Below are 24,311 nucleotides of genomic sequence, written 5' to 3'. Positions count from 1 at the left end.
CGCGCAGCAGACTCTAGGCACCGGGGCCGAAGCCCCGACAGGGCCGAAACTCACTGTCCGTGGTGCCGGTGGTCCTGCTCAGCGGCACCACGCCGCCCTCAGGGCGTGTTGCGTTCGGCGAAGTGCGCCTGGCGCTTGGCCAGCACGGCGGCCCGTTGGGCCGGCGTGACGCGGTGCGACGGGTCGAAGTACCGGTCGATCACGTCGGTGTCGATGACCGTGACGACGGGGGTGCTCGGCTGGCTCGCGGCGCTGGCCCGCCAGGTCACCACACCGCCGCGGTAGCCCCGCGCATCCAACCAATTGGGCACGCCGAAGTCCGTGGTGGACAGCAGAATCCGGACCCGTCCGTCGCTCGTCTCGGACTGGCCGAGGTTCAGGCTCGTCTGCCTGGTCTCGATGTCGACCATCGCGCTCCACCGGTCGGTCAGGCAGATCCCGACATAGGGGCTGTCGTCCGGGATCTGGTAGTCGATCACCAACGCCTGGCCCGGGGCGAGTTCCCAGGCGATCGGCACGAACCAGGCGCCGGCCATCGCCGAGGGCGGCTGCATCGGCGGTATGGCGACGTTCTTGGGCAGCGCCCCGAACACCCGAGCGGGGATGTCCTTGACCCACATGGTGAACAGCTCGCGCGAGGCAGCCAGGTGAGCGTCGAACGCCGCGACGGCGGCGCCCATCGATTCCGGCTCGGCGGGCGCGACGTCGTCGAGGCATTCGATGCGGATGACGCCCTTGCGTTCTCGTTCCCAGTCGCCGTAGGTCTGGTAAGCGCAGAACGAGTCCGCCCCGCGCGGAAGATCAAACCAGTTGGTGCCCCGCCGCTCTCGGCCGAAGAAGATCTCGAACGTACCGTCCTCGCCGATCTCCAGCTCGTCGGCGAGCACCTTGACCGCGACGCCCTGGTCGCCCTTGCCGGTGTAGACGCCGAACGTGGTCTGGGATACCGATCCCAATGTGCCGGAAACCCGGTAGTCGTGGGTGTCGTCGATGCGTGCCGACAGGTAGAGGGTGTCCGGATTGGAGTGGCCCCAATTCCACGGCGAATACTGGGTATTGATCAGTGTGGGCCGGGCCGGGTCGCTGTTCAACAGCAGTCCCGAGTACTGGATGTGCCCGACGAGTCGCGACAGCAGCGTGGCTGCCGATCCCTCGTCCAGTCCGCCTTCGGCAAGCGCCAGCTCGAGCAGTTCGGTGTTGAGGTCGTTGAATGCCCGCCACGTCGTCCGTAGCAGGTCGGCGTCGCCGGTACTCACGCTCGGGTGTCCTCGATTCCGTAATAGTCGCGGTAGAACTGCAGATGCGGCCAGAGCGCGTCGGTGTCCAGACCGTAGTCCTGAGCCCGGTAGACATGCGGTTTGCGGGTGGCCATCCCGCGTTGGTCGACGAAACGGCTCATCGTGGCGCGGTTTGGTTCGGTGAGCTCGATACCGAACCGGTGGTAGATCTCGGCCACACACGAGAGCGGATCAGTCACCATCCGCTGCATCGGGAAGTCCACGAACCGGTCGGCGAGATGTGCGAACTCACGCCGCAATTCGACATTGCGCTCCAGCATCCGGGTGGTGCGCCACCGCATGAACCGGCCGTGGTCGTGCCAGTCGGGATCGTCTTGGGCCATGTGGAACACCGTGCCGGCCAGGCTGCAGCCCGAGGCGACGATCTCGGTCGGTTCCCGGTAGGTGGTGACGAAGCGGGCGTCGGGGAAGACGGCCAGGATGTTGTGGATGTTCTCCATGTGCGGCGGAGTCTTGAGCAGCCAGCTGGTCCTCGGCCGCAGACCGCCGCTCTGCATGTACTGCAGGAGCAGCTTCTCTTCCTCGTACACCCAGCGCAGGTCCTGTTCGGTCAGCCAGCGGGCGTAGCCCTGGCAGTTGAACATCACGTGGAAGGTGTCGCTGTGGAAGGCGTACGCGTGCAGCAGCGCGCACTCCTGCGCCTCCCAGGCCCCGACCGGGTGAGCGGCGTCGAGGTTGGGAGCCATCCTCATCGCGCGGCGAATCTGCTTCTCACTGCGCACTATTCGCGGATCACGGTCCATGGTGGCCGGATCCAGCGGCGGATGCAGTTCGTCGCATTCCCAGGTCAGTGGATACCGGAAGCCGCTGTCCTGGCTGAGCAGATGATGGGTGACGGTGGTGCCGGTGCGCGGTGCGCCGATGAGGAAGATCGGGCGCTCGATCTTCTCGTGACGAACCTCGGGGTGCAGGCGTAGGTGCTCGGTCAACAGCAGCCGCTGCCGCAGGAGGTTGGTGAGGTGCGCACCGGCCAGCACCCGGCCGAACCCGTTGAGCCGGTCCTCGTCTTCCAGCGAGGCGATCAGGCGATCGAGGCCCCGTTCGAAGCGGTGGTCGCCGAAGTCGGTCAGCCCGCCGGCACGGCGGCTCGCGCGCTCCAGCAATGCCGACGGGCGCAGCGTCAGGGGGTGGCTGCCCAGGCGCCGCGCGCCGCGATAGGCGAGGTTCAGCGCGCGGATCGGCGCCGGCCGCGGCGGCGTCTCGATTGCGATGGCGGCCACCTCCCGGCTCATCGGGGCTGGTAGCCCCCAACGTCGGATTAGATTACGATCGTAACGTAATGGAGTCAACGAATGGGCCGGGCGATACTCGGCGCGCGCCGGGCCGGCCCCGCGACAGCCGCATCGACGACGCCGTCTTACGCGCCACCGTCGAATTGCTGGACGAGATCGGCTACGCGCGGCTGACCATTCCACTGGTGGCCGCCCGCGCCGGCGCTACCCCGCCCGCCGTGTACCGGCGGTTTCCCACCAAACTCGAGCTCGTCTACGAAGCGGTGTTCCCGACCCCGCCCGAAACCGGGCTACCGCTGACCGGTGACCTCGAGTCGGCGATCCGGGGGCTGCTCCTGGCCAGCGTCGAACTGTTCAGCCGTCCAGCCGTACACACGGCGATGTCCGGCCTGATGGCCGAGCTGCCCGCCGCGCCCGGCCTGTCGGCACGCCTGCTGGGTCGCCTCCAGGGCAGTACCTACGTTGCCCTGCAACACTTTCTCGACGAGACCGCCGCCGCCGGACGCGCCGCCGCCGGGGTCGACGCCCGCGTCCTGCTGGACACGATCGGAGGCACGGTGATGATGGCGTTGGCCAACGAACGACAACTCGACGCGCGGTGGGTCGAGCAGACCACATCGCTGATCGTCAACGGGTTGGCGCGATGACGACGATGCAGCTGGTCACGTCGGCGCCCGCCGCGATGGGCCCTGGCGAGATCGGTGCCTTCGCGGCCCGCGCCGAACGGCTCGGCTTCGACGTCCTCCACGTCTCCGAAACCATCCACGATCCCTTCACGGTGGCCGCGCTGGCGCTGCAGCACACCAAACGCCTGACCGTGCGGACCAGCATGGTGCTCGCCTTCCCCCGCAGCCCGATGATCACCGCCTACGCCGCCTGGGACCTGGCGAAGTACTCAGGCGGCCGGTTTCAGCTCGGCATCGCCTCCCAGGTGCGCGGCAACATCGTCGGCCGATTCTCGGCACAGTGGTCCGAACCGGTGGCCCGCCTCGCCGACTACATCCGGTCGCTACGAGCCATCTTCCACTCGTTCCAGACCGGCGAGAAGCTGGATTACGTTGGGCCACACTATCGTTTCGAGCGGCTGCAGCCGTACTTCAATCCGGGACCGCTTGAGGATCCCGCACCGCAGATCTGGACCGGGGCGGTGAACGCCCGAATGTGTGCGATGGCAGGTGAATTGGCCGACGGCTTCGTCTGCCATCCGACCAACTCCCACCCCGTGGTGCTGAAGTCCCGCACCCTTCCTGCCCTGGCCGAGGGCGCCGCCCGCGTCGGCCGCGAGAGCGGCGAACCCGCCGTCGTCGCCAACCCGCACGTCCTGACCGCCGCCACCCCCGCCGCCGTCGAAGCGTTGCGTGACGCACGGCGCAGGGAACTGGCCTTCCTGTATAGCACCCCGGCCTACCGCAGGCAGCTGGAGGACTTCGGCCTCGCCGAGGTCGGCGCGACGCTGTCCGCGATGGCGCAGCGATCCGAATGGGACGATCTGGCAACGGTTCTCACCGACGAGGTGATGACCCGGCTGGTTCCGCAGGGCACCTACGACGAAATCCCCGAGGTGCTGGCCCGGTGGTACTCGGGGCTGTGCAACGGCATCAATCTGCCGGTGCCCGCCGACGACGGCGACGACGCGCGCTTCGGTGCGCTGCTGGACGCCTGCCGCCGGATCCCCGCGGCCGGGCTCATTCGGGGCGACTGAGGGCTAGGCCGGGCGGCGAAACCGTTCGAGGTACTCGCGCTCGTTCCAGGTCGACAGGAACCTCTCGGCGGCGCGGTAGCCCTCGGCGTAGAGGGCGTCGATCTCCGGCTGGCCGATGTCGAAATCCAGCACGCCGACCTCCGTCGCATCCACCCGGATGGTTCGGGCGCTCACCCACGGCAGATTCAGGTAGGCCTGATCGCGGCCGACCAGGATCGTGGTGATGACGTCCTCGAGCAGGCTCGGACCGCCGAACAGCCGCAGCGGGGCCAGCGCGGGGATCACCGTGTGGTTGTTCTCCGGCAGGTCGGGCAGCAAGGTCACCCCGAAGGTCGGCCACCGGGGCTGCTTACCGTCGGGGCGGTCGAGGGACTCGATCGGGTAGTTCGACAGCAGCCCACCGTCGACCAGGGTGGATTCGCGGCCCGACGCGCTGGTGAGGGTGACCGGCCGGAAGAAGAACGGGATCGACATCGAGGCGCGCACCGCGTCGGCAACAGGTTGCTCGTCGGGGTCGAGCCCGTAGACCCGCTGGTAGTCCCACGGCAGCCGGACCAACTGTCCCGTCGTCACGTCGGCCGCCGTCACCACCAGCCGGTAGCGCTGCTCGTCGGGTAGCTGATCGTCGTCGAGCCGGAGGTCGCCGAAGGTGCTCACACCGAGCTGACGCAGCTGCTCGGCGACGAACGTGTGGGCGTAGTCACCCTGATAGAAGCCGCTGCCCTGCAGGATCGCCCACGACGGGCCGAGCAGCGGCAGGCGTTCGACCGGGCCGCGGTCGAGGAACTTGCGGTAGTCGATGCTCAGGGTGAGGTCGCGGACCTCCTGCGGGGTCAGTCGGTCGTTGGTGGCGGCCGCCGCCACAATCGACCCGACGATCGAGCCGGCCGACGAGCCCGCGACGCGGTGCGCCCGGTAACCGGCCTCCATGAGTTTGACCACGGCGCCGGCCAGGCCGATGCCCTTCACCCCGCCGCCGGCCAGGACCAGGTCGATGGGCTTCGTCGCGGCTGTGGGCATCGTCTCATGCTAGGAGCCGCGCCTGACAAAACCGTCGGGGGGAGAAGCAAGACGCTTCTCCGCCCGGGGTTGGGGTCTGGATGGGCTAGCCGGCGCGGCGCCACTGATGGTGATGGTGCTCACGCGAGCCGGGCACCGGCTGGTTGTGCTGGCCGGGAAAGGTCTGGTGATGCCCGGGCCGGTTCACGGTGGGCCCACCGTTGAACGAGCCGCTGTCGGCGACCGCGTCGGTCGCGGCACCGAAGGCGAACAGTGCGGAACCGGCGGCCAGTGCGCTGCCGGCGGCCAGGCGCTTCATCCAGATCGTGGTGGTCATATCGGTCGTGTCCTTCGTCGTCGTAGTCGGTGTCGGCCTTCGCGTTTCGCCAGTGCCTCTACGGTCTCGCATTCCCGCCGCGATGTCTGTCGGGCAGCCGGTGGGTGAAGGGGTGTAATCCGATGTCCCCCGATCAGTGGATATCGCTCAATTCCTGCCAACCGGCGATCATCTGCTGCCAGCGGAATTACCGCGCCCCCCGATGGCGTTGGGTCTGTCAGCGGCACGGAAACCCCACCGCCGCCGCCACGGAAGAGGGATAGACATGAAGAAGTACGCCATCACCACCGCGATCGCCGGCGCCATGACGGCCGCCGTCCTCGGCCTTGCCGCGCCCGCGCAGGCCGACCTCGGTCACAACGACTGGGTCAACAACATCGGCCCGACGGCCACCGCGCCGCACGTCGACACAACCGTGCATGGAAGCCGTTGATCGTCAGCGCAATCCAGCAGAGGGGCACCCGAATCGGGTGCCCCTCTCGCGTTGGTTCACCCCAGCACGGCGTCGATCGCGCGGTAGATTCGCTGCTCGCTGACCGGCCGTGGGGTGCCCAGCTGTTGGGCCCACAGGCTGACCCGCAGTTCCTCGATCTGCCAGGCGATATCGCGAACGTCGGCTGCCGCGGCGCGCGTCGGCGAGAGCGCATCCACCACCTCGGCGTAGGCCTCCTCGACGGCGTGTACACGTTGCATCCGCTCACGGTCGGCCTGCGGCGCCTGCGACAGCCGCTCGAGCCGGCGGGTGATCGCGGTGAGGTAGCGGGTCAGGTCCGCCAGCCGCGCGGCGCCCGTCGTCGTGACGAACCGATCACCCACCAAGCCGCTCAGCTGCGCGCGGATGTCGTCGACCGCCTCGGCCAGCGCGGCAGACGGCTTGGCCGGCAGCGCCAGCTGCACCTGCTGCAGAGCACTCAGAACCGTCTGAACCCGGGTCACGATATCGCGGGTCGTGGCGGGCAACGCGGCAGCCACGCGGTCCCGCAGTGCGGCGAACTCGGTTGCGGTCCAGACCTGCCCGGCCGCCAGGATGTCGACGGCGGCGTCCGCACAGTCGTCGAGTAGCGCCGCCAGCGAACCGTCCGGATTGGCCCCCAGCACCAGGCGGGTCCGCGGATCCAGGGATTTCTCCAGCGACTTCACCGGAGAGGGCACCGCCAACCTCAGCAGCCGCCGCAGGCCCGCCGTCATCGCCGCATCGCGTTCGGCCGCGGTCGCGAACACCCGCAGGTCCACCGCCGTGCCTGCATCGACGAACGCCGGATACCCCCGGACCACGTGCCCGCCGACGGTGCGTTCGACGCTCGCGGGCAATCGGTCCAGATCGTCCGGCCACGCCCGCAGCCCGGTGCGCTCCAGGTCGCCGGCCACCGCATCGGCCACCGCGCGGCGTGCCGAGCCGGCGAGTTGGCGCTGCAACACCTCGAGATCCTTGCCACGGGCCACCTCGGTGCCGTCGGCCCTCTCGACCGCGAACGTGACCCGCAGATGGGCGGGCAGCTTGTCCAGATCGAAGGCGGTGATCGGCACCAGAATGCCGCTGCGCCGGTGCAATTCCCGCTGCAGGGCTTCCAGCAGTGGCTCGGCCAGCTCCTGCCCTCCGAGGACGGCCAGCACGGCCCGCGCCGTGTCCGGGGCGGGAACGAAGTTGCGGCGCAGGTCCTTGGGCAGCGACCGGATCAGCGCCGTCACCAGTTCCTCCCGCAACGCCGGTACCTGCCAGCCGAATTCGTCACCGCCGAGCCGGGCCAGCACCTCCACCGGAATGTGCACGGTGACCCCGTCGTCGGCGGCGCCGGGTTCGAACCGGTAGGTCAGCGGCAGGGACAGATCCCCGGCCTGCCAGTTGTCCGGTCGCTCGGCGTTGTCGTCGTCGACGCGCAGCAGGTCGTCACGGGTGAAGGTGAGCAGCTCGGGGGTCCGGTGGCGCTGCTTTTTCCACCACCCGTCGAAGTGCCGCGCGGAGACCACCTGCGGGGGAATCCTGCTGTCGTAGAACGCGTAGATGTCGTCCTCGTCGACGAGCAGGTCTCTGCGACGGGCCCGCTCCTCCAGCTCGGTCAGCTCTGCCCGCAGCCGCGCGTTGTCGGCGAAAAAGTGGTGGCGGGTCTGCCACTCTCCCTGGACCAGGGCGTGCCGGATGAACAGTTCGCGCGACACCACCGGGTCGACGGCGGAGTACCCCACCCGCCGGCGCGGTACCAGCGGCAGCCCGTAGAGCGTCACCCGCTCGAAGGCCATCACCGCCCCGCGCTTCGCATCCCAGTGCGGCTCACTGTAGGTGCGCGACACCAGATGCCCGGCGACGCGTTCGACCACTTCCGGTTCGACGCGGGCGGCGATCCGGCCGTAGAGCCTGCTGGTCTCCACCAGGTCGGTCACCACGATCCAGCGGGGCGGCCGTTTGGTCAGCACCGATCCGGGCGCCAGGACGAACCGGGAGTTGCGTGCACCGGTGTACTCCCGCGAATCTCCTTCGCGCAGGCCGACATGCGACAACAACCCGGCGACCAGGGCGGCGTGCACCCGGGCCGGATCGGCCGGCTCGGTGTCGTCGGATTCCCGGATCCCGATGTCGCGGGCGATGCTGCGCAACTGTCCGGTCAGGTCCTGCCATTCCCGGATCCGCAGGTAGTGCAGGAACTCTTCGCGACACATCCGTCGGAACGCACTGCCAGATCTGGCCTTTCGCTCCTCGCGCAGGTAGTGCCACAGGTTGAGGAAGGATACGAAATCGGAGTGCTCGTCGGCGAATCGGGCGTGTTTCTGCCGGGCCGCTTCCTCGCGGTCGGCGGGGCGCTCCCGCGGGTCGGGGATGGACAGTGCCGCCGCCAGCACCAGCACCTCGCGTACGCAGCCCTCGGCGTCGGCTTGCAGGATCATCCGGGCCAGGCGGGGGTCGACCGGCAGCTGTGCCAGCCGGCGACCGATATCGGTGATGGCACCGGCTGAGTCGAATGCCCCGAGTTCCTGTAGCAGCCCGACCCCGTCGCGGATGCTGCGTTGCTCGGGCGGGTCCAGGAACGGGAAGCTCTCGATGTCTCCGAGCTGCAACGCGGCCATCTGCAGGATCACCGCGGCGAGATTGGTGCGCAGGATCTCCGGGTCGGTGTAGCGCGGCCGGGCGGCGAAGTCCTCCTCCGAATACAGCCGGATACACACCCCCGGAGCGGTGCGACCGGACCGACCCGCGCGTTGCGCTGCCGAGGCCTGCGAGATGGGTTCGATCGGCAACCGCTGCACCTTGGTGCGCCGGCTGTAGCGGGAGATTCGCGCGGTGCCCGGATCGATGACGTAGCGGATGCCGGGCACGGTCAGCGAGGTCTCGGCGACGTTGGTGGCCAACACGATCCGCCTGCCGGTCCGCGGCGGCTGGAAGACCCGCTGCTGCTCGGCGGTGGGCAGGCGCGCGTACAGCGGGAGTACTTCGGTGTTCTTCAGATCGCGCAGGGCCTCTGCGGTGTCGCGGATCTCGCGCTCGCCGGACAGGAACACCAGCACATCGCCAGGCGGTTCGGCCGCCAGCTCATGGACGGCGTCGACGATCGCCTCGGTCTGGTCGCGAATCTCGGTACGCACGATCTCGTGGTCCGGGTCGTCGGGATCCTCCGAATCATCTTGGGCCACCGGCACTTCCAATGGTCGGTAGCGGATCTCGACCGGGTAGGTGCGGCCGGACACCTCCACGATCGGGGCGTTTCCGCTGAGTCCATTTTCGCCGAAGTGCGCCGCGAACCGCTGCGGCTCGATCGTCGCCGACGTCACGATCACTTTGAGATCCGGCCTGCGGGGCAGCAATTCGCGAAGGTAGCCGAGCAGGAAGTCGATGTTGAGGCTGCGCTCGTGAGCCTCGTCGAGGATCAGCGTGTCGTAACGCAGCAGACGCCGGTCGCGCTGGATCTCGGCGAGCAGGATGCCGTCGGTCATCAGTTTGACCAGTGTCCGGTCGCTGGCCTGGTCGGTGAAGCGCACGGTGTAACCGATGGTCTCCCCCAGCGGGCTGCCGAGTTCGTCGGCGATCCGCTGGGCCACCGTGCGGGCCGCCAGCCGCCGCGGCTGGGTGTGGCCGATCGTCCCGCGGATCCCGCGACCGAGCTCCAGACAGATCTTCGGCAACTGGGTGGTCTTGCCCGATCCGGTCTCCCCGGCGATCACCACCACCTGGTTTTCGGTGATGGCCTTGGCGATCTCGCCGCGACGGTCGCTGACCGGAAGGCCGGGATAGGTGATCGCCGGGACGGCGGCCAGCCTGGTGGCCACCAGAGCTTCGGCGGCGGTGAACTGTTCGGAGATCGTGCGCAGTGTCTCGGCCGAGATGTCACCGCGCAGGGACTTCAGCCGCCGGCCCAGCCGGGCTGCGTCGCGGATCGTCAGCCCGTCGAGGCGAGCACGCAGCTGGCGCACCTGCTGGACGGACGTGTCGGACACTGTCGCCACATTAGCGGCGAGCACCGCTGCGAGCGCCGCGGAGTGCGTAGGCTCGACGGCAATGACCATTTGGATCGTCGTCGGTCTGCTGCTGGTCGGCCTCGGGCTCGTGGCCAGCCAGCTCTTTCGGCTGAAGGATTGGCTGAACAAGCCTGCCCCGCCCAGTGACCCACCCAGCGAGCACCCCGACGAACCCGACACGTGACGGATCTGCCCGCGCAGGTGCGGGCGATGGCTGCCCGCGGGCCGCAGTGGGCGACGTGGGTCGACGCACTGCCCCGGCTCACGCGTGACGTCCTCGGGCAGTGGCGGCTTCGGCCGGACGGCCCCGCCACGCACGGACACTGCTCGCTGGTGCTGCCCGTCCGCACGGCCGACGCCACGGCGGCGGTACTCAAGCTCGGCTTCCCCGACGATGAGTCCGAGCACGAGCATCTGGCCCTGCGGCGCTGGGGTGGCCACGGCGCTGCCCGGTTGCTCAGTGCCGACCCGCGTCGCCGCGCCCTGCTGCTGGAGCGCCTCGGCGCCGACGACCTCACCGGTCGAAGCGATGTCGAGGCCTGCCAGGTCGTCGCCGGTCTGTACAGGCAGCTGCACGTCCCGGCGCTGCCGCAATTGCGCACGCTGACGTCCTATCTCGACAGCTGGACCGCCGAGCTGGCCGCGCTGCCGCGCAGTGCGCCCATCCCCCGCCGGCTGGTCGAACAGGCACTGAGCCTGAGCGGTGACCTGAGCGCCGACCCGGCGGACGCCGACCGCGTCATCCACACCGATCTGCACTACGCGAACGTGCTCGCCGGCCGGCGCCAGCCCTGGCTGGTGATCGACCCCAAACCGGTCAACGGCGATCCGCATTACGAGATCGCCCCGATGTTGTGGAACCGCTTCGACGAGCTGGCCGGAGACGTCCGCGGCGGTGTGCGCCGGCGGTTCTACACGTTGGTGGACACCGCCGGGTTCGACGAGGACCGGGCGCGCGCGTGGGTGGTGGTGCGGATGATGCTCAACGCGATGTGGGCGGTGCGAGACGGCGAGCGCCGGTGGCTGACGACCTGCATCGCGGTCGCGAAAGCCGTCCAGGATTAACGGGTTTCGTCACCGGGGCGGATCGCCGCGCCACATGAAGCTGTTGACGTACTTGCCCATGTCCTTGGCGATCTCCAGGTTTGCCGGCGACGGCGGTCCCGGGCCGTCATTGGGCCCGAATTGGTGGAACGGTCCGACCGCTCCCGCGACCAGCGCCAGGTCGTTCTTCACCGCGACGACGATGAGGACCCGAAGGTGCTTCGAATCCGTGCTGGTCCCCTTGGGCCAATCGTCGGCGACCTCGCCGTAGCCGGGTTCGTAACCCAGGATCGCGTTGGGCAGCTCGTAGGACGTGACGGCGTCGGGGAACATCTGGCCCAGCAGGTCGGCAGCCACCTGACGGGCATCCCGGCCCTGCGCGGGTTCGCTGAACAACCGCAGCGTCCCGCCGTCGCCGATGTTCAGCTCGGCGCGCACCCCGTTGGGTTCCATGGTGATGTCGTAGGCCGTCCCGGGGGCCGGGTAGGACACCGAGAACGACCCGTCCTGGGCGAAGAAGCGGGGGTTGGTCGCGACCGGAAGACCCGTCGGTGGGCGCCCGCAGTCCGGCGGGCAGTGATACCGGGTCGGCGCCGTGCTGACCCGGGTGGAGATGACGCTCAACGCCATCATCGCGGCGACCAGGACGGCCACCCAGACGCCGAGGGTCAGAAAGTACCCGGGGCCGCGCTGCCCACGGGCCCGATACCGGCCGGCCGGCACCGCGTATCCCGCGAACGAGCCCGTGTCGTCGGAGTCTGCTGCGGTCTCGGTCATCGGCGCAGCGACTTCAGCACGAGAAGGGCCTTGATCAGGTTGTCGACGTTGGGCGTTCCCAGCCCGGTGATCATGTCGTAGCCGGGCACGACGGGCGTCACGGCGTTGGCGCCCAGATAGATGTCCCGGAAGGCGGGCAGCTGCGCGTCGTTGGCGATCTCGTAGAGCAGCGGGTTGAGATCGCCGAGCTGTGACAGCCCGCGTGCGGTGAGGAACTGGTTCATGATCGCGGCCAGCCCGGCCCAGATCGGCGCCGCCTGCGACGTGCCGCCGCCGACCGCGATCTGACCGTTGGAGACGAACTTGACCCCGGTGAACGGGTCGGCCACCGCGGCGATGTCGGGGACCAGCCGCTTGTCGTGCGGGCCGGCATGCTCCCCGGTGACCTGCCAGGCCGGGCGGGCGAACAGGACCGACGCGCCGCCGCCGCTGCCCTGGGTCAACGGGACGTCGTACCAGCCCTGCTCGGCCAGCCATTGCCCCTCGGCGTCGGTGGACAACGTCGTGCCGCCGACGCCGGTGACCTCCGGCAGCGAGGCCAGCACGTCGACGCCGTAGTCGTCGGGGCTCGGCGGATCCGACCAGTCGTGGCCGCCCTTGCATTCCAGCCCGGCCAGGTCGCCGCTGGCCACGAAGGTGGTGGTCCCGCTGCGGCCGGCGCGGGCCAGGGCCGAGCGTACCGGCGCCAGATCCGCCCGGGACAGCAGGCGATCGCACCCCCAGCCGATCGAGAAACTCCACGTCGCCCCCGGGTAGCGGCGGTCCACATCCTCCATCAGCTTGCCGAGCTTGACGTAGGTGGCGTCGCCCTCGGCGGTCGGGCGGGCGTTGACCAGGACGATCTTGGCCGCCGGCGCGATCGCGTGGATCAACTGCACGTCCATGGCGGCCTCGCCGTGCCGTTCGGCCGGCATCCCGCCCATCACCTCCAGCGTGAACGGCGGCAGGGTGAACCAGTCGGAGAACTTGTCGAGATCGTGTTGGTCGACCCCGTCGAATGCGAAGACGACGACTGTCTGTCCCCGGCCGGTGTACCCGGCCGAGCTCAACGCGTTGACGTTGTAGGCGCTGAGTAGTTCGGTCGGCAACAGACCGCCGTCGGGGACGTCCAGCGGCAGGTTGGGCGGCGTGCCCTCGTGATACGGCGTGTAGCCCAGGATCCGGCCCATCCCGGCCACTTCGCCGCGCAGCGGCGACGGCACGGCGGGCTGCTGGGGGGAGGCGTAGAACACCCGTCCGCTGGTCCGGCGGTAGTCGTTGACGGAGACGTCGAGGGCGCGCGAGATCGCACCTGGTGCGCCTTCGAGTACCGCCCACGTGTCGCCGTCGCGCCAGTGCATGGTCAGGCCGTGGGACCGGGCCCAGCGGCTCAGCGCGACCGGCTCGGTGGGTGCCTGCAGTTCGGCGGTCAGCTGGACGCGTTCGGTGCGGGCCGGCCCCAGGTCGACGGCCTGGGCGAGCAGCCGGGCAAACGGACCGGCGATCACGTTGTAGGGCAGCGCCGGTGTCGGGCGGTCCGCGGCGAACGTCGACATCACGACGGCCAGCGCCACCAGGAGCGGTGCCAGTCGCAACCCCCGGCGACGCCGTAGCCACACGCGTCTGAGCATCAGCTACTGGGTTTATCACGACAAGCCGGGGAACGCGACGCCACGGGCCGAAACGATCCCATACCGATGCCGCCGCCATGCCGCCGCCACCGAGCGACGCAGCTAACAATGCCGTCTGCCGCCGCGATGAACCGGGTAACCGAACTGCACTTGAGGTTTGCGAGGAGGTGGACGGTGACGAAACTCGGTTCGGTGGTGGTCTGCGGGATCACCGCCATCGGCATCGGCCTGGTGAGCGCCCCCAGCGCGAGCGCAGGCTGCCAAGGGATGTGGACCCCGTGGGGCGGCGGTCAGCGCTGCGACGGACCCATCGACGCGGGCGGGTTCTTCCAGCGCTGCGACACCGGGGGCGCGTTCGGCTTCAACACCCCACAGCAGTGCTATCAGGTCGACGCGAACAACCTCGGCACCAACCAGCCGTGGATCGGCCCGTGATCGCCGCGCTCAGAGCGGGATGGCCAGCTGGCTGCGGATGAGCGGCGCGATCTTCTCGGCCATGTAGGCATGGCCCGCGTCGGTGGGGTGCACACCGTCGGCTCCGATCAGCTCGGGGTGTCCGACGAACCATCCCTCGGCGAGCGGGTCGATGAAGACCGCCCCGACCGCCCTGGCTTGCGCCCGCAGCCCGTCGCGCAGGGCCAGCACGGCGGGCGGCGGGTCGGCGGTCGGCCACGGCGGTCCGATCACCAGGAACTTGGCCTTCGGCGCCACCCGGCGGGCGATCTGGAATGTCTCGCCGACGAGCACCGGATACTTCTGCATGTCGACGGGCTGGTCGTTGCGCGACCCGAAGAACACCACGAGGACGTCGTCGCGGTTGACCGCCCGCACCGTGAGGTCCTCGAACAGGTTGCCGCGGTTACCGCGGATGCCGTACCCCGCACCGCCTTCGGCGGCCACGTCGGCATCGACCTTGGCGCCCTGGTTGGCCAGCAGCAGCCAGGCGCGCGAGGTCCACGACTGCGGCCCCTGGCCGCCTTCATCGGTACCGGTCGTGTACGAGTCGCCGATCACCGCGATGCGGCTGAATTGCGAGCCACGGTTGGCCAATTGGATGTCGGTAGACGGAAGGCAGTAGCCCAGAAGCACCGCCAGCGCCACCACTGCCGGCACGCCTGCCGTGGCAACGCGGATGAGTCGTTCCCTGCGGATCAATGACACCCCACTGAGTTTCGCGCCCGACGCAGGCAGCCTACTGCCTCCGAAGGTGTTGTCGCACACCGACGCTGGGTTCGTTACTACCCGGCCCGAGCCGAGGTGTGCGGCGGACGGACATCACGGGCGTGGTCGAGGGAGGCCAGTCGGCCGCTCTCGGCCCCCGGCGGTCCGGTGTGCTTGTCGTGTTGGACATCACGGAAATCGACCATGCGGCGCATCCACCGCCGGGCCGGTTCCTCCACCGCGTGGTACAGCAGCACCGCGCCGCCCACCGCCGCGGCGATCAGCCCCACGACGACCACCTTCTGCACCGATTTGGGCAGGTCGATCTGGTACTCCTGGACCGCCCAGTTCCACGAGGTGTGCACGATCTCGTGGACCATGTAGAGGCTGAACGAAATCTGCCCACCGTAGACGAGCAGCCGGGTGGACAGCAGCGCAGGCAGGCTGCCCACCCCGAGCGCCAGCGTGACCACCAGCGGCATGAACAGCAGATCGACCACCCCGCCGGGGTCGACCATTCCGGCGACCGGGTTGGCGTCGTAGTAGTAGAGGATGCCGACGATCGCGGCGGTGATCAGCACCGCGCTGTAGCCGGCGACCCGCCGGCCGCGCTGCCCGAGCTGCAGCCGGCGCACCGCCGCACACGCCAGTGCACCCGCCACGAACTGCGCCACGATGCGGGGCAGCCAGCTCCACGGCGTGTAGAAGTGGCCGCTGGCCAGCAGTAGCACCGTGGGCGGCAGCGCGGCCGCGAAGGCCAGCAGCAGCAGGGTGCGCGCACGGGTCACCTGCGCCATCCGGAAGATCACCAGAACGATCCCGCCGAACAGCAGGTAGGCCAGCCATTCGGCGCTGATCGACCAGGCCGGTCCGTCCCAGCTCGTGCCGTCGAAGAATGGTTCGAACCACAGCTGCACCATGAACAGCTGGCGCACATAGCTGATGGCGTTGAGCTTCTCGACGTCCGGGGACGGGACGGTGCCGACATGCAGGGTGAAGATGATCCATGCCGCGGCGAGGTGCATCGTGACCAGGTACACCGGCCACACCCGCGACAGCCGCAGCCACAAGAAATGCACGGTGGCCCGGGCCGAAAAGTGCGATCCCATCCGGTCGAGATAGTTCCAGGTCAGGACGAAACCGCTGAGGATGAAGAACAGGTCGACGCCCTGTGCCCCGGCGTTGAAGAGCGGCGCGAGGTCGTCCTTGAGTCGCGGGGAGGCCTCCCAGATCAGCGGGCGGAAATGGAATAGCACCACCCACATTGCGGCGACGATGCGAAGACCGGTCAGAGCCTTGATTTCTCCGGTTCGCACGACACCCATTTCCGACTTTTGCTTATCTTCTCGAGACCACGCCGTCGACACCACGTCGTCACGCGGGCCGGACCCCGCAACACCGGGATCGGGCACCGATGATCTCTGGCAGCGTATCAGCGCGACGCCGCCGCGCCTGGTTGCGCAATGCTGTGCGGTGCCTGTGCGCGCGATTCGGTGTGGCCTTTCGGCAAACGGCGACAGCCGCCACAGCGATCGCTCTACCCTGGCGCCATGCAACGCCTTTCCGGTCTCGACGCGGCGTTCTGGTGGGCCGACACCCAGTCCTGTCCGATGCACATCGGCGCGCTCGGAATCTGCGATCCCACCGGGGTACCGGGGTTCAGCTTCGAAGCGGTGCGCGATCTGATCGAAGCCCGGCTGCCCGAGCTGCCGATCCTGCGCCACCGGGTCGCCGGTGCCCGGCACGGCCTGGATCGACCCTGGCTCGTCGAGGACACCGAGCTGGACGTCGACTACCACATCCGGCACGTCGCACTTCCCTCGCCGGGTGGGCAGCGCGAGCTCGAGCAGCTGATCGGCAGGCTGATGTCCTACCCGCTCGACCGCGAGCGACCACTGTGGGAGCTGTGGTTCATCGAGGGCCTGGACAACGGCCGCATCGCCTACCTGACCAAGATTCACCACGCCGTCATCGACGGGGTGTCCGGGGCGGGGCTGAGCTCGATCCTGCTCGACGTCACCGCGCAGCCGCGACCGCCTGCCACCGAGGTACCCGACACCGACGGACGCCTGCCGGGCATCGAACGGCGCGCGCTGGGCGCGTTGTTCAACATCGCGGTGATGACGCCCTATCGGGTGATGCGGGTGGTGCAGCAGACGGTGTCCCAGCAGCTGGCCGCCCGGTCGGTGACCAACAAACCGCCGAACTTCTTCGACGCCCCGGCCACCCGGTTCAACACCAAGCTCGGCATGCAGCGCCGGGTGGCCTGGACGAGTGTGCCGCTGGACCGGGTCAAGGCGGTCAAGCAGGCCTTTGACGTGAAGATCAATGACGTTGTGCTGACCATCATTTCGGGTGCGCTTCGGGATTATCTGCAGGTCCGTGGCGAGCTGCCGGACCGGCCGCTGGTGGCCCAGGTCCCGGTGTCCACCCACACCGAGGCGTCCACTGCCGGGAACCAGATGACGTCGACCACGGTACGACTGGCCACCGACATCGCCGACGCGGCCGAACGACTGATGGCGATATACGAAAGCTCCAGCGGGGCAAAGGAGATGGCTCGAACGCTGTCTGACCACCAACTCGTCGGGCTGACCGAGACCACCCCGCCCGGGCTGCTGGGCCTGGCGGTCCGGGCCTATTCGGCGGCTCGTCTCGGCGACCGCGTCGTGCCGATCAATCTGGTGGTGTCCAATGTGCCCGGCCCGGACTTTCCGCTGTATCTGGCCGGCGCCCGGGTCCAGACCCTGGTGCCCATCGGACCGTTGATGCTCGACGTCGGTCTGAACATCACCTGTCTGAGCTACTGCGGCTCACTGGATTTCGGGGTGTCCACCACACCGGAGATCGCGGGAGACATCGGCGATTTCATCGCCGCGCTCGAACCTGCGCTGGCCCAACTCGAGGAAGCCGCCCGGCGGATTCCGGTGTCCTGACCCGAGTGCGGCCTAACCGCCGTTCTGCGCCATCCCCCAGCAGGTGCCCCAATGCTGCCAGTTACAGGGCACACCGTTCATCGTGGGAATCTGGTTCGGCTGGAAGTTGGTGCTGACGTCCGACGGGCCGACAGCCTGCGGAATCTGCCCGCCCGACTGGCCGGCCACGCACACGCCGGGGAAACGGGTCGGGACCGTGCCGCTGGGGCAATCCGCGGCGGCCGGCGCGGCAAGCGCCAGCGAACCGGCGGCGAGCGCCACCGAACACACGCCGATGAGGATCCGTCGTTTCACTGTCACCTGATTCCGCCCCCCGAGAGTCCGCGGTTGACCTACTTAACCACGTTATCGACCGGCCGACCAGATCCGTTAGCCGTCGCAAACCGTCACAGGGCGTCGGTGATCTCGTTCTTGAGCGCCTCGGCCTGGGTGCCGAAGACGGCCTGCACGCTGGTGCCGACCTCGATGACCCCGGCGGCCCCCAGGCTGCGCAGCCTGTCCTGGTCGACCTTGCCGGTGTCGACCACCTCCATCCGCAGGCGGGTGATGCAGGCGTCGACGCTGCGCAGATTCTCCCGGCCGCCGAAGGCCGCGATGAGTTGTTCGGCTTTGCTGTCGACGCCGGCCGGCGCGGTTGCCGCCGCGGCACCGGCGTCCACGGCGGTCGCCGAGTCCGCCCCTTCGGAGAGGTTCGCCCGCTCTTCGGCGGCGAACTCGGCGTCGGGCTCGCGGCCGGGAGTGCGCATGTTCCACTTCGTGATCGCGAACCGGAACAACACGTAGTAGACCGCGAAGAAGACCAGACCCATCACGATCAGCAACGGGATGTTCTTGGCGGCGGGCGCGGTGCCGTACAGCAGCAGGTCGATCAGGCCCGCCGAGAACGAGAACCCGAGATGGATGTCGAGCAGGTAGGCGATGGCCAGCGACAAGCCGGTCAGCACGGCGTGCACGATGTAGAGCGGAAAGGCCACGAACATGAACGCGAACTCCAGCGGCTCGGTCACACCGGTGAGGAACGCTGTCAGCGCGGCGGCCGACAGGATGCCGAATGCCACCTTGCGCTGCTTTTTGTTGGCGACGTGGATCATCGCCAGCGCGGCGGCGGGCAGACCGAACATCAGGATCGGATAGAAGCCCGAGGTGAGCAATCCCGCGCTGGGGTCGCCCGCGGCGAACCGGCTCAGCTCGCCGGTCGCCACATGGCCGTCGCCGGTCGGGTAGCTGCCGTAGATGAACCACACGTAGGAATTCAGGATGTGGTGCAGGCCCAGGGGTATCAGCATGCGGTTGGCGAAGCCGTACACGAATGCGCCCAGGGCTCCGGCGCCGCCGATGAAGTGCCCGAGCCCGGTGAGCCCGGCGTCGAAGACCGGATAGAAGTAACTCATCGCGAAGGCGACCACCAGGCTCGCCAGTGACACCACGATCGGCACGAACCGCCGGCCACCGAAGAAGCCGAGATAAGGCGGCAATTGGATGGTGTGGTACCGGTCGAACAGCCATGCGGTGAGCAGCCCGACGATGATCCCGCCGAACACGCTGTAGTTGATCTGCGCCTGCTCGCCGGCCTTGTCGAGCTGCCCGGCGAGCACAAACGGCGACATCGTCTTGAACACCGCCTGCATCACCAGATATCCGACGACCGCCGACAATGCGGTGGATCCATCGGCCTTGCGGGCGAAGCCGATCGCCACGCCGACCGCGAACAGCAACGGCAGGTTGGTGAACAGCGCTCCGCCGGCAGCGCTCATCGCCTGGAAGAACGGGCCGATCACCGGGGCCTTGATGCGGCCCAGCAGGTCGTCCTGACCCAGTCGCAGCAGGATGCCCGCCGCCGGCAGAACGGCGATCGGCAGCATCAAGCTCTTGCCCAGGCGTTGCAGCTGCGCGAAGCCCGGGATGCTCAGTCCCGACTTTTGCTGTGCCCCTGTATTTTTGGTGGGTTCGCTGGTCAACTGCCGACCTCCCTCTGTCGCAGCACAGCCGAAGCTTAGACACACATTCGCATGTCAGACGAAGTTTTCGCCACGCCCGCGTGCGCCGACTCTCTATTCTCGAATACCACCCGAGGCAAGGAGATGCTGTGAGCACCACGCCAGTCCACGCGCCGGTATCCGGGCGCGCCGTCGCCCTCGGTGACGTTCCCGACCCGGTCTTCTCCCAGGGCATGGTGGGTTACGGCGCCGCGGTCGATCCCCCGCATGGCGTCGTCGATGCGGTGGCGCCGGTCAGCGGACGGATCCTCAAGCTGATGCCGCACGCCTACGTCATCATGACGAGCGAGAACGTCGGTGTTCTGGTCCATCTCGGGCTCGACACGGTGACGCGCAACGGCGTCGGCTTCCAGGCTCATGTCGCCGAGGGCGACACCGTGACCACCGGCCAGAAGGTGATCACCTACGACGTCCCGGCGGTGGTGGCGGCGGGCCTGAACCCGATCGTTCCCGTCGTGGTCATGGACGAACGTGATGCGGGTAATGTCACGGTCGGCGATGCGGTCGCCACCGGTTCTGAAATCACTGCCGGTGCAGAACTTTTCACGGCCGACAAGTAGGGCGCGGGTTGGGCTATGGAAGTCGTCATCGTCGAGGACAGCCGCCAGATCGGCACCATCGCCGCCGATGCGGTCGAGGCGCTGCTGAGGCGTAAACCGACCGCGGTGCTGGGGCTGGCCACCGGCTCGTCGCCGCTGACGATCTATGACGAACTGGCCGCCCGCTGCCAGGCCGGCCGGGTCTCGTTCGGTCAGGCCCGCGGCTTCACCCTCGACGAGTACGTCGGGCTGCCCGCCGATCATCCCGAGCGCTACCGCAACGTCATCGATTCGGTGTTCGTCTCACGCGTCGATTTCGCGCCGGGCGCGGTGGCCGGTCCCGACGGTCTGGCCGCCGACATCCCGGCGGCGTGCGCGGCCTACGAGCAGGCCATCGACGCCGCCGGCGGGATCGATCTGCAGATCCTGGGGATCGGCACCGACGGCCACATCGGGTTCAACGAGCCCGGCTCGTCGCTGGCATCGCGCACCCGGATCAAAACGCTGACACGTCAGACGCGTGTCGACAATGCCCGCTTCTTCGACGACGACGTCGACCGCGTCCCGACGCACTGCCTGACCCAGGGACTGGGTACCATCATGGCGGCCCGGCACGTGATCCTGGTGGCCACCGGGCGGGCCAAGGCCGAGGCGGTGCACCATCTGGTCGAGGGGGCGGTGAGCGCGATGTGGCCGGCCACGATTCTGCAGCACCACCGCCACGTCACGGTGCTGCTCGACGGCAGCGCCGCGCGCCGGCTGCAGTTGGCCGACTACTACCGGGAGACCTACCTGTCCAAACCGCAGTGGCAGGGCATCTGAGTGCTGCTGACCGCACAGAGCGTGCTGACCGGCGCAGAGTTGTTGCGGCCGGGGTGGATCGAGGTCGCCGACGGCACCGTGCGGGCGATCGGGTCCGGTGCGTCCCCCCGGCCCGCCGATCGCGACTTCGACACCATCGCGCCGGGATTCGTCGACACCCACATGCACGGCGGCGGCGGTGCGGACTTCTCGGGGGCCAGCCGGGCCGACACCGTGGCCGCCGTCGAGTGTCATCGCCGGCACGGCACCACCACGGTGATCGCATCACTGGTGTCGGCCGGGCCGGTGGATCTGCTGCACCAGGTCGAGGTGTTGACCGGCCATGTGGCCGACGGGCTGATCGCCGGTGTCCACCTGGAGGGACCGTGGCTGGCCACGCAGCGGTGCGGGGCACACGATCCGGTCCTGCTGCGGGACCCGGATCCGGCCGAACTGGACAGCGTGCTGCGCGCCGGCGCCGGCGCCATCCGGATGGTCACCCTGGCACCCGAACGCGCAGGCGCCCTGGCGGCGATCGAGCGGATCGTGGCGGCCGGCGCGGTCGCGGCGGTCGGACACACCGAGGCCACCTATGACCAGACCCGCGCGGCGATCGACGCGGGCGCCACGGTGGGAACACACCTTTTCAACGCGATGCGCCCGATCCACCACCGCGAACCCGGGCCGGTGATCGCATTGCTCGACGACCCGCGGGTGACGGTCGAGTTGATCGCCGACGGGGTGCATGTCGACGCCGCCCTGTACCGGCACGTCTGCCGGGCCGCCGGCCCCGACCGGGTGTCGCTGATCACCGACGCCATGGCCGCCGCGGGGATGAGTGACGGACGGTATCGGATCGGCCGGATGGACGTCGACGTCATCGACGCGGTGGCCACGCTGGCCGGCACGTCGACCATCGCGGGCAGCACAGCGACCATGGGCCGGGTGTTCCGGTTCGCGGTCACCCACAACGCACTGCCCCGCGACGAGGCCTTACTGCTCGCGGTGCGCCAGTCGTCGGTCAATCCCGCTCGCGCTCTTGGGCTTCCGCCTCCAGAGCTGGTCGCCGGCGCGCGCGCCGATCTGGTGGCCCTCGACGCAGACCTGGCGGTGGCCGGCGTTCTGCACGGCGGCGCATGGGTGGCGCGCTGAGCGACGAACGCGTGTTCGAGTTCTTGTCGGACCCCCGGTGCATGGTGTCAGCAGAGCCGTCGACACGGCCGTGACGAAAGGGGTTCCGCGATGTGCTGGATGTGCGACCACCCGGGCTGCACCGTCGCCGACTATCTCGATGTGGTCCGCGCCAAGATCCTGCGCCGCGGCTGGGCAGTGCAATACGTCGAGTCGGCGCGCATGCCGTTGGCCTACACGGTCGGCTTGAGCGACTACGACGTGCCCGAACTGTTGATGACCAACGTGTCACCACAGCGCGCGGCCCGCGTGCTGAACGGATCGGCAGAACGCATCCTGCGCGGCGCGCAGCTCACCGCGGGCCAGCAGTTCACCTTCTGCGGCGGCCCGATGCTGGAGGTGGTCGAGGTCGACCATCCCGACGCCCATCTGACCTGTGCGGTCGCCCTGTACGGCCCGATCCGTGCGCTGCAGCTGGTGTGGGCGGACGGCCGCGGGCGGTGGCCCTGGGCGGCGGACTTCTGCGATCGCGAGAGCCGACAGCCGGTGCTGGGGATACGCGGGCGGGCGGCATGAGAATGCAGCCCGAAAGCCTCTGATCACAAAGCCGTTACGGCAGGTGTGCCGGTCCGGGCCGGAGGCTGTTGCGTTGCTACCTTGCTCGTCGTGATGACCTCGCTGCGCGCCGCGGTCCGCGGGATGCGCCGGCTTGCGGTGGTCACCACAGCGGCCGTGCTGATGCCCGGCCTCGCGGGGGTTGCGGGCCAGACAGCAGCGCCCGCGGCGGCATACTCGCGGGCCGGCCTGCCGGTTGAGGCGCTGGACGTGCCGTCGCCGGCGATGGGCCGCACCATCCGGGTGCAGTTCCAGGGTGGTGGCCCGCACGCGGTCTACCTGTTGGACGGGCTGCGCGCCCGCGACGACGAGAACGGCTGGGACATCAACACCGCGGCGTTCGAGTGGTACTACCAGTCGGGCCTGTCGCTGGTGATGCCGGTCGGCGGCCAATCGAGCTTCTACAGCGACTGGTATCGACCGGCGGCCGGGTCCAACGGGACGCTGACCTACAAGTGGGAAACCTTTTTGACCCAGGAGCTGCCGAACTGGCTGGCCGTCAATCGGGCGATCACACCGATCAACAATGCGGTGGTCGGGTTGTCGATGTCGGGCAGCGCCGCGCTGACGCTGGCGATCTGGCATCCCACCCAATTCATCTTCGCCAGTTCGCTGTCCGGCTTCCTCAACCCGTCGCTGGGGCTGTGGCCGACGTTGATCGGTTTTGCGATGAAGGACGGCGGCGGCTATCGCTCGACGGACATGTGGGGGCCGAGCAATGATCCGGCCTGGCAGCGCAACGACCCGATGGTCAACATCCCGCGGTTGGTGGCCAACGGGACCGCGGTGTGGATCTATTGCGGCACGGGAGCACCGTCGGAGCTCGACAACACCGACGACCCGACGTTCGGCGGTCTGTTCACCGCCGGCTATCTGGAGAACATCACCCTGAACACCAACAAGGAGTTCCAGCGCAAGTACTTGGCTGCCGGTGGCCGCAACGCGGTGTTCAACTTCCCGCCCAGCGGAACCCACAGCTGGGGTTATTGGGGTGCACAGCTGCAGGCGATGAAGGGCGACCTGCAGCGCGTTCTGGGTGCGACGCCGACCGGATAGCGCTCAATCCGGCTGCCCCACAACGTTGAGCACATTGCCGCTCGGATCGCGGACGAAGAACCGCCGCACGCCCCACGACTCGGTGGTCAGCGGATGGACGATCTCGTAGCCGCGTTCCCGGGCTTGGTGGTAGGCGGTGTCGACATCGTCGGTCAGACACCTGGGCAGTCATGGGTCGTCGTCCTCGAGTAGTCGTTCGGGGTGGTGGTAGTCGTTGGTGCCGCCGTGGAGCATGGGTAGGCCGGGTGGGGGGATCCATTCGGTCTGGCCGTTGGGCAGGATGCGGGTGTTCCAGCCGCCGGTTTCGACCAGTTGGTTGTCTGGTGGGCAGGCCAGGGTGAGGTCGTCGATGTCGGTGCGGCCACCGTTCTTCCAGTCTCGGGCGGCGTGGTGCACTGCGGAGTGATAGCCGGGGGCGTCACAGCCGGGCCGGGTACAGCCGCGGTGCTTGGCGTGCAGGATGATTCGTTGATCGGTCGACGCGATGCGTTTGGTGCGTCCGAGCCATAACGCCCGGCCGTCCACCCCGTCGAACAGGGCCAGGTAATGACGCCTCTCTGTGTCAAGACCCTGCGGTTGTAGCGTGAGGGGGCGGACCCGGGAAGTGACTTGTCTGAAGTGCCGGTGTAC

Annotated in this window: 24 protein-coding genes and 1 pseudogene; 12 read left to right on the top strand and 13 right to left on the bottom strand. The window is 68.7% G+C overall.

Features of this window, described 5'->3' with window-relative positions:
* Positions 1–98 precede the first annotated feature (98 nt).
* The gene (locus tag MSZK_RS23010; protein WP_233211469.1) at positions 99–1,256 is read right to left on the bottom strand and encodes a hypothetical protein; all 1,158 of its coding nucleotides are present in this window, start codon (positions 1,254–1,256) and stop codon (positions 99–101) included.
* Positions 1,253–2,518, bottom strand: coding sequence for a sulfotransferase (locus MSZK_RS23005; RefSeq protein ID WP_233211468.1), 1,266 nt, complete (start codon positions 2,516–2,518; stop codon positions 1,253–1,255). Before MSZK_RS23005 ends, MSZK_RS23010 begins: the two co-directional genes overlap by 4 nt.
* Before the next feature lie 59 nt (positions 2,519–2,577).
* Here MSZK_RS23005 and MSZK_RS23000 point away from each other — a divergent pair, with 59 nt between their 5' ends.
* Positions 2,578–3,177 (top strand): TetR/AcrR family transcriptional regulator, encoded by a 600-nt coding sequence (locus MSZK_RS23000; protein WP_099250866.1) that lies wholly within the window; start codon positions 2,578–2,580, stop codon positions 3,175–3,177.
* Between the two features lie 5 nt (positions 3,178–3,182).
* Positions 3,183–4,232, top strand: a complete 1,050-nt coding sequence (locus MSZK_RS22995) for a TIGR03617 family F420-dependent LLM class oxidoreductase (protein ID WP_099250884.1) — start codon at positions 3,183–3,185, stop codon at positions 4,230–4,232.
* 3 nt (positions 4,233–4,235) lie between these two features.
* Here the strand turns inward: MSZK_RS22995 and MSZK_RS22990 are convergent, their stop codons facing one another.
* A complete protein-coding gene (locus MSZK_RS22990) occupies positions 4,236–5,252 on the bottom strand; it encodes a patatin-like phospholipase family protein (RefSeq protein ID WP_099250865.1) in 1,017 nt (338 codons plus the stop codon).
* 85 nt (positions 5,253–5,337) lie between these two features.
* On the bottom strand, positions 5,338–5,568 hold the full coding sequence (locus MSZK_RS22985) for a hypothetical protein (protein ID WP_099250864.1): 231 nt from the start codon (positions 5,566–5,568) through the stop codon (positions 5,338–5,340).
* Positions 5,569–5,833: 265 nt separating this feature from the next.
* Here MSZK_RS22985 and MSZK_RS32705 point away from each other — a divergent pair, with 265 nt between their 5' ends.
* A complete protein-coding gene (locus tag MSZK_RS32705) occupies positions 5,834–6,001 on the top strand; it encodes a hypothetical protein (protein WP_099250863.1) in 168 nt (55 codons plus the stop codon).
* A 56-nt stretch (positions 6,002–6,057) separates the two neighbouring features.
* Here MSZK_RS32705 and hrpA read toward each other — a convergent pair whose 3' ends face one another.
* Positions 6,058–10,002 carry an ATP-dependent RNA helicase HrpA gene (gene hrpA / locus MSZK_RS22975; RefSeq protein WP_233211467.1) on the bottom strand — a complete coding sequence of 1,315 codons (3,945 nt, stop codon included), beginning with the start codon at positions 10,000–10,002 and terminating at the stop codon, positions 6,058–6,060.
* A gap of 52 nt (positions 10,003–10,054) precedes the next feature.
* Here hrpA and MSZK_RS32700 point away from each other — a divergent pair, with 52 nt between their 5' ends.
* Positions 10,055–10,198, top strand: a complete 144-nt coding sequence (locus MSZK_RS32700) for a hypothetical protein (RefSeq protein WP_199203445.1) — start codon at positions 10,055–10,057, stop codon at positions 10,196–10,198.
* Entirely contained in the window at positions 10,195–11,079 is an 885-nt protein-coding gene (locus MSZK_RS22970) for an aminoglycoside phosphotransferase family protein (protein ID WP_099250861.1), read from the top strand. Before MSZK_RS32700 ends, MSZK_RS22970 begins: the two co-directional genes overlap by 4 nt.
* Before the next feature lie 9 nt (positions 11,080–11,088).
* Here MSZK_RS22970 and MSZK_RS22965 read toward each other — a convergent pair whose 3' ends face one another.
* Together MSZK_RS22965 and MSZK_RS22960 are read right to left on the bottom strand one after the other, a co-directional pair.
* Positions 11,089–11,835 (bottom strand): hypothetical protein, encoded by a 747-nt coding sequence (locus tag MSZK_RS22965; protein ID WP_099250860.1) that lies wholly within the window; start codon positions 11,833–11,835, stop codon positions 11,089–11,091.
* Positions 11,832–13,445 carry a S53 family peptidase gene (locus MSZK_RS22960; protein ID WP_099250859.1) on the bottom strand — a complete coding sequence of 538 codons (1,614 nt, stop codon included), beginning with the start codon at positions 13,443–13,445 and terminating at the stop codon, positions 11,832–11,834. The genes MSZK_RS22965 and MSZK_RS22960 overlap by 4 nt, the downstream gene beginning before the upstream one ends.
* Before the next feature lie 174 nt (positions 13,446–13,619).
* Here MSZK_RS22960 and MSZK_RS22955 point away from each other — a divergent pair, with 174 nt between their 5' ends.
* Positions 13,620–13,880 (top strand): hypothetical protein, encoded by a 261-nt coding sequence (locus tag MSZK_RS22955; protein ID WP_099250858.1) that lies wholly within the window; start codon positions 13,620–13,622, stop codon positions 13,878–13,880.
* A 9-nt stretch (positions 13,881–13,889) separates the two neighbouring features.
* Here the strand turns inward: MSZK_RS22955 and MSZK_RS22950 are convergent, their stop codons facing one another.
* Complete coding sequence (locus MSZK_RS22950; RefSeq protein ID WP_099250883.1) at positions 13,890–14,600, bottom strand: GDSL lipase; 711 nt, start codon at positions 14,598–14,600, stop codon at positions 13,890–13,892.
* A gap of 83 nt (positions 14,601–14,683) precedes the next feature.
* Positions 14,684–15,931, bottom strand: a complete 1,248-nt coding sequence (locus MSZK_RS22945; protein ID WP_099250857.1) for an acyltransferase — start codon at positions 15,929–15,931, stop codon at positions 14,684–14,686.
* Positions 15,932–16,156: 225 nt separating this feature from the next.
* On the opposite strand from MSZK_RS22945, the gene MSZK_RS22940 reads away from it, so the two are divergent.
* A complete protein-coding gene (locus MSZK_RS22940; protein WP_099250856.1) occupies positions 16,157–17,542 on the top strand; it encodes a wax ester/triacylglycerol synthase family O-acyltransferase in 1,386 nt (461 codons plus the stop codon).
* Positions 17,543–17,554: 12 nt separating this feature from the next.
* On the opposite strand, the gene MSZK_RS22935 is transcribed toward MSZK_RS22940, so the two are convergent.
* Together MSZK_RS22935 and MSZK_RS22930 are read right to left on the bottom strand one after the other, a co-directional pair.
* Positions 17,555–17,836: a hypothetical protein gene (locus MSZK_RS22935; protein ID WP_233211466.1), complete on the bottom strand. Its 282-nt coding sequence runs from the start codon at positions 17,834–17,836 to the stop codon at positions 17,555–17,557.
* A gap of 92 nt (positions 17,837–17,928) precedes the next feature.
* Positions 17,929–19,500 carry a PTS transporter subunit EIIC gene (locus MSZK_RS22930; RefSeq protein ID WP_099250854.1) on the bottom strand — a complete coding sequence of 524 codons (1,572 nt, stop codon included), beginning with the start codon at positions 19,498–19,500 and terminating at the stop codon, positions 17,929–17,931.
* A 128-nt stretch (positions 19,501–19,628) separates the two neighbouring features.
* Between MSZK_RS22930 and MSZK_RS22925 the strand changes: the two genes are divergently transcribed.
* The 5 genes from MSZK_RS22925 (at position 19,629) to MSZK_RS22905 (ending at position 23,681) form a co-directional block, all read left to right on the top strand.
* Positions 19,629–20,099 carry a PTS glucose transporter subunit IIA gene (locus tag MSZK_RS22925; protein ID WP_099250853.1) on the top strand — a complete coding sequence of 157 codons (471 nt, stop codon included), beginning with the start codon at positions 19,629–19,631 and terminating at the stop codon, positions 20,097–20,099.
* Between the two features lie 15 nt (positions 20,100–20,114).
* The gene (nagB, locus tag MSZK_RS22920; protein ID WP_099250852.1) at positions 20,115–20,900 is read left to right on the top strand and encodes a glucosamine-6-phosphate deaminase; all 786 of its coding nucleotides are present in this window, start codon (positions 20,115–20,117) and stop codon (positions 20,898–20,900) included.
* Complete coding sequence (nagA, locus tag MSZK_RS22915; protein ID WP_099250851.1) at positions 20,901–22,031, top strand: N-acetylglucosamine-6-phosphate deacetylase; 1,131 nt, start codon at positions 20,901–20,903, stop codon at positions 22,029–22,031. It begins immediately after the preceding gene.
* A gap of 99 nt (positions 22,032–22,130) precedes the next feature.
* Positions 22,131–22,586 carry a DUF4262 domain-containing protein gene (locus tag MSZK_RS22910; RefSeq protein WP_371411378.1) on the top strand — a complete coding sequence of 152 codons (456 nt, stop codon included), beginning with the start codon at positions 22,131–22,133 and terminating at the stop codon, positions 22,584–22,586.
* Between the two features lie 93 nt (positions 22,587–22,679).
* Complete coding sequence (locus MSZK_RS22905) at positions 22,680–23,681, top strand: alpha/beta hydrolase family protein (protein WP_199203444.1); 1,002 nt, start codon at positions 22,680–22,682, stop codon at positions 23,679–23,681.
* A gap of 3 nt (positions 23,682–23,684) precedes the next feature.
* Here MSZK_RS22905 and MSZK_RS22900 read toward each other — a convergent pair.
* Together MSZK_RS22900 and MSZK_RS22895 are read right to left on the bottom strand one after the other, a co-directional pair.
* A pseudogene (locus MSZK_RS22900) lies at positions 23,685–23,834 on the bottom strand (VOC family protein); the annotation flags it as partial.
* Between the two features lie 15 nt (positions 23,835–23,849).
* On the bottom strand, positions 23,850–24,311 hold a 462-nt coding region (locus MSZK_RS22895; protein ID WP_233211465.1), incomplete at its 5' end, for an HNH endonuclease signature motif containing protein.

Origin of the sequence: Mycobacterium sp. shizuoka-1, assembly GCF_002723835.1 — a bacterium.
GTDB lineage: Bacteria > Actinomycetota > Actinomycetes > Mycobacteriales > Mycobacteriaceae > Mycobacterium.
The sequence above is the reverse complement of the archived record's forward strand: the minus strand, read 5'-3'. Positions and strand labels throughout refer to the sequence as shown.

Bases quoted from the DNA above. Each gene is read 5' to 3' on its own strand.
- MSZK_RS23000 (WP_099250866.1), top strand. From the start codon at position 2,578: ATGGAGTCAACGAATGGGCCGGGCGATACTCGGCGCGCGCCGGGCCGG.
- MSZK_RS22995 (WP_099250884.1), top strand. From the start codon at position 3,183: ATGCAGCTGGTCACGTCGGCGCCCGCCGCGATGGGCCCTGGCGAGATC.
- MSZK_RS22990 (WP_099250865.1), bottom strand. From the start codon at position 5,252: ATGCCCACAGCCGCGACGAAGCCCATCGACCTGGTCCTGGCCGGCGGC.
- MSZK_RS22985 (WP_099250864.1), bottom strand. From the start codon at position 5,568: ATGACCACCACGATCTGGATGAAGCGCCTGGCCGCCGGCAGCGCACTG.
- MSZK_RS32705 (WP_099250863.1), top strand. From the start codon at position 5,834: ATGAAGAAGTACGCCATCACCACCGCGATCGCCGGCGCCATGACGGCC.
- MSZK_RS32700 (WP_199203445.1), top strand. From the start codon at position 10,055: ATGACCATTTGGATCGTCGTCGGTCTGCTGCTGGTCGGCCTCGGGCTC.
- MSZK_RS22965 (WP_099250860.1), bottom strand. From the start codon at position 11,835: ATGACCGAGACCGCAGCAGACTCCGACGACACGGGCTCGTTCGCGGGA.
- MSZK_RS22960 (WP_099250859.1), bottom strand. From the start codon at position 13,445: ATGCTCAGACGCGTGTGGCTACGGCGTCGCCGGGGGTTGCGACTGGCA.
- MSZK_RS22945 (WP_099250857.1), bottom strand. From the start codon at position 15,931: ATGGGTGTCGTGCGAACCGGAGAAATCAAGGCTCTGACCGGTCTTCGC.
- MSZK_RS22940 (WP_099250856.1), top strand. From the start codon at position 16,157: ATGCAACGCCTTTCCGGTCTCGACGCGGCGTTCTGGTGGGCCGACACC.
- nagB (WP_099250852.1), top strand. From the start codon at position 20,115: ATGGAAGTCGTCATCGTCGAGGACAGCCGCCAGATCGGCACCATCGCC.
- MSZK_RS22910 (WP_371411378.1), top strand. From the start codon at position 22,131: ATGTGCGACCACCCGGGCTGCACCGTCGCCGACTATCTCGATGTGGTC.
- MSZK_RS22905 (WP_199203444.1), top strand. From the start codon at position 22,680: ATGACCTCGCTGCGCGCCGCGGTCCGCGGGATGCGCCGGCTTGCGGTG.